Source organism: Sulfitobacter sp. 1A12779 (assembly GCF_043557315.1).
Classification (GTDB): domain Bacteria; phylum Pseudomonadota; class Alphaproteobacteria; order Rhodobacterales; family Rhodobacteraceae; genus Sulfitobacter; species Sulfitobacter faviae.
Window position 1 is genome coordinate 1 of record NZ_JBIFFU010000057.1, and the last position, 3589, is coordinate 3589.

At 54.3% G+C, this 3589-nt stretch carries 4 protein-coding genes and 2 pseudogenes; 5 read left to right on the forward strand and 1 reads right to left on the reverse strand.

Going from position 1 to position 3589, the window contains the following annotated elements; genetic code table 11:
• The 3 genes and pseudogenes from ACGYLQ_RS20575 to ACGYLQ_RS20585 all read left to right on the forward strand — a co-directional run.
• Positions 1–553 (forward strand): hypothetical protein (locus ACGYLQ_RS20575; RefSeq protein WP_394444640.1); only part of this gene is annotated, 553 nt, incomplete at its 5' end.
• Positions 550–2037: a hypothetical protein gene (locus ACGYLQ_RS20580; protein WP_394444642.1), complete on the forward strand. Its 1488-nt coding sequence runs from the start codon at positions 550–552 to the stop codon at positions 2035–2037. The genes ACGYLQ_RS20575 and ACGYLQ_RS20580, both read left to right, overlap by 4 nt.
• A gap of 154 nt (positions 2038–2191) precedes the next feature.
• Positions 2192–2410 (forward strand): annotated as a pseudogene (locus ACGYLQ_RS20585) (5-formyltetrahydrofolate cyclo-ligase); the annotation flags it as partial.
• Positions 2411–2417: 7 nt separating this feature from the next.
• On the opposite strand, the gene ACGYLQ_RS20590 reads toward ACGYLQ_RS20585, so the two are convergent.
• Positions 2418–2570 carry a hypothetical protein gene (locus ACGYLQ_RS20590; protein WP_394444644.1) on the reverse strand — a complete coding sequence of 51 codons (153 nt, stop codon included), beginning with the start codon at positions 2568–2570 and terminating at the stop codon, positions 2418–2420.
• Between the two features lie 144 nt (positions 2571–2714).
• Here ACGYLQ_RS20590 and ACGYLQ_RS20595 point away from each other — a divergent pair, with 144 nt between their 5' ends.
• On the forward strand, positions 2715–3038 hold the full coding sequence (locus ACGYLQ_RS20595; RefSeq protein WP_322346420.1) for a hypothetical protein: 324 nt from the start codon (positions 2715–2717) through the stop codon (positions 3036–3038).
• Positions 3039–3186: 148 nt separating this feature from the next.
• A pseudogene (locus ACGYLQ_RS20600) lies at positions 3187–3589 on the forward strand (hypothetical protein); the annotation flags it as partial.

Here is a 3589-nt window from a genome sequence, read left to right on the forward strand (position 1 = left end):
TCAACTCGCGGTGCCACAAGAAAGCTTTATGGCCGCCGACCTCACCGCGCCGGTTCACATCGATCATCGTTTTGACCTCGCCCAGAGCCTTGAAGTCGCAGAGCACTTACCCCCCTCTGCCGCAGAGACTTTCGTAGATAGCCTCACCCGTAGTTCTGATCGAATATTGTTCTCGGCTGCGGTGACAAGACAAGGCGGCGAGTTCCACGTCAACGAGCAACCTCTATCCTACCGGCAGAAGCTGTTCGAGGCGCGCGGCTATACCGCCTACGATTGCGTCCGACCGCACCTCTCAAGCAATCGCAATATTGAGCCTTGGTATCGGTATAACACCATACTCTATGTCAATGATGCAGGTCTTCATGGCTTGCCTGCCGCTATTGCCCAGCATCAAATTCCAAACGGCGCTTCCGTTCAAAATGGGGGCAATATCGCCTGGAAGCTCCGCCGCTTTGTCGTATCGCGGCTGCCGCAAAATGCTGTGACACAGATTGCCCAACTTCGTGCGAAGATCATTGCCGCACGTGCGCATGGAAAAACAGGTGCGACATGACATTTGCCTCTCCGGACGCTGCATATATCGCGCCCTCAAGCGCGCAGTCGAAGCCAGATGAAACACAGCGACTGCTTAAAGCCTTCTGGGTAAGCTTGCTGGCAATCTTCGTCGTCTCAGCGCCTAACCTCATAGACCCGTTTATTCGTCACGATGACTACCCTGCACTATTTGGTGATGCTCAAATGTTCTGGGGTAAAACCCTCACCGAAGGGCGCTGGCTTAACTACCTTTGGCATTTGCGGGGCATCGCAACCCCCGCTTGGCTGAACTTTGCAGCCTATCAGATTCTCTCAGCGCTACTGGCCGCCGCACTCGCGGTGGCAGCAATGGGACGCGAAGGGCACACGTGGTTCATCGCAGCTTTGGCATTGTTCATCTTGGGCTCCGTTCCCGCCACCCTTATTTCACTATGGTTTAACACCCTACTCCCCGGCCTCGCCGTCGTGGCGCTATATGCAGTGTTGGGCTGCTACTTGTCGCAACGCAGCCTTCGCATCCTGCTGCCCCTCTTCGTTATCGTCAGCTTTTGGGCTTACCCGACTTACTCTCTCATCCTGCTTGCCGTCTGCCTCATGCGTACAAAAAATCGCTCCTTTGCGGATCTTGCTGGGCTCATGGTTCTGTTCATAGCCAGCTTTGCAGCAGCCGTCTTACTCACATATACGATAAATTGGTACGTACACGGTATCTTCGGCGTACCACTGGCAGACTGGCGCGAGGCGACGCCGGCTTCAGGCCTTACAGGAATGATTGAAAACCTGCCTTACGTGCTGGAAACATTCAGGATCTTGCTTGTTACCAACTCGTATAACTTCCTGCCCGCCGGCTACTTCCACATTGCCTTATTGATCGTAGCGACGGGCGTTTTGATCAAGCACGCTCCTAAAGAAGCTCTTTATCTGCATGCGGGCCTTTGGGCCGGCATAGCACTGATGGTGCTACAATCACTCAAGCTCGGCGTTGCGATACCCTCGCGCGCATTTAGCTTCGCTTGGATCTACTATGCCGTAATCGTGGTGCGCGCCACGGCCCTGATGAGCCAGCACACCAATCTCTCCGGGCGGCTCATGCGCAACTGCACCCTTTTGATCGCTCTGTCCTACTTGCTTCAGACGTTTTTCCAGTATGCCACATACCATCCCTGGCAAGCAGAAACCCGCCTCTTGGCAGAGAGACTGCGTAACGTAGACCCCGCAATAGAACGTCCCGTCCTCGTTTATGGTGACGTTGAAACGCTGGAGAGCGCGAAGGCTGCTCACCTCCAAAGAGACTTGGCTCTCACCTTTCGCATCCAGCAGCTGACCGGACATAAGATTGTGCTGTGCCACAGCGAACCTAAAGCCTGCACGGACATCGAACAAACCCGCAAAGATCAAGGACTACCCCCAGCTTGGGTCACGGTAGTACCAGACCTTGAGGGTGAAAGACGCTTTACAGAACCCTCCCCCTCAATCGGTGAGGCCGTCGTCGGCAGCGCCTAGAAGTCAACATCGGCAACAAAGGCCTGCGTTTGGCTCGGTCTATCTCGACAACCGTTAAACAGCTCATAGGCAGTCAAACTATCGAGCTTTAAAGCGTGGCGGCTCAAAACGAATAGAGAGCATTTTGCCGATCGTCACGGAACAACACGCCCCCTTGAGCTTTCGCAGCTGGCAGCCAGGCTGCGCAATGCGCCGCGGTGTCTGGAACATTCCGGTACCCGCAAACGGCGCGGAAGCGGTGCCGGACCTCGTGATCTCGCCCTTGTTGGGGGTGGATCAAACCTGTTTCCGACTTGGCAATGGCGGCGGATATTACGATCGAACCTTGGCGCGACTTAATCCTCTACCAAAGGTTATCGGCGTCGGATTTTCCCATTGCCTCATGCCAACAATTTTTCCAATGCCATGGGATATCCCAATGGACAGTGTCGTCCTTTCTGATGGAACGGCGTTTGATCGACCATAACTTCGCAGAGTTCAAAAGCCGCCACCTTCACCGTGATCCTGGGTGGCTTGGTAGCATCGCCGGCCATATTGCAATCCTGAACCCATGCGGGGCCTTCCATTCAACCGAATGCCCAAACCATCCCGGGGCAGATAACAAATTCCATGGTAGAGGCCGGCCAACTCATGCTAAGAAATATTCAATGATACAGTGGATTTACGGGGAATAGGCCATGAGCTTCAAGCTAACGATTGACGCCGAGGAAGAGGCCCTTTCTCTCAAAGTCAGCGGCTTTGACACAAAAGGACGCGCGCTGATCCAAGCCCGGTTGGCAGAAGTCGCAGAGCTTCTCGAAGAAATTCTATCTTCTGATGAAGCCGCAAACCGTCTCACAGATGCAGAGCTCACGCGGTTAGAGCCAAGCCTCGCGGCGCTCGAGCTAAAGTACAAAATTCTTTTGCACCAGGCTGGTGAGCTGGCGCAGGCCGCTAAAGGCATCGCCCAAGGCCATGAGACAATTTCTCAGCACGGGTTTCCGGAGCTGGATGATGCCTGAGCAAAGAACGGCGACTGTCCACTTTGGGGCAAACCGTATCGCGACTGGCTTTATAGAATGCATATCAAACCACTTGGGTAAGGTCTTACTAAGTACGTCGACCAAAGCCATCACGCGCCACGAGTACGTTGAGCACTTTAGAGCGACCATGACCGCCTCAGACAAGCTGGGCCTTCTACAGGGGGCTGTTGAGCCTGTTCTAAGAAACAAAAAAGCTCTCGATGCCTTTAAGCACATCGTCATCAGCGAACACGCCCTTCTCGGACCGGTAAGCGATATGCTGACCAAAAAGACAATGTTCCCTAAAGCCAAGCGTAGAGCTCAAAACCTCGACAATGCTTTTTCCGACCGCCAGCTGCATCTGCATTTAGCAATCGCCCCTCAAGCAGAATGCTGGACATATCTGCTCGCGGATGATGACATCTCCCCCGGTCTTTCTGACCGCGCCGTGCCAGTTCATTCTTGGGCCGACTTGGTGTCTCGCATCACGACTGCCTGCCCCAGAGCCACCCTAACAGTCTGGAATTTTGAGCAGCCCCATCAGGTCAGGC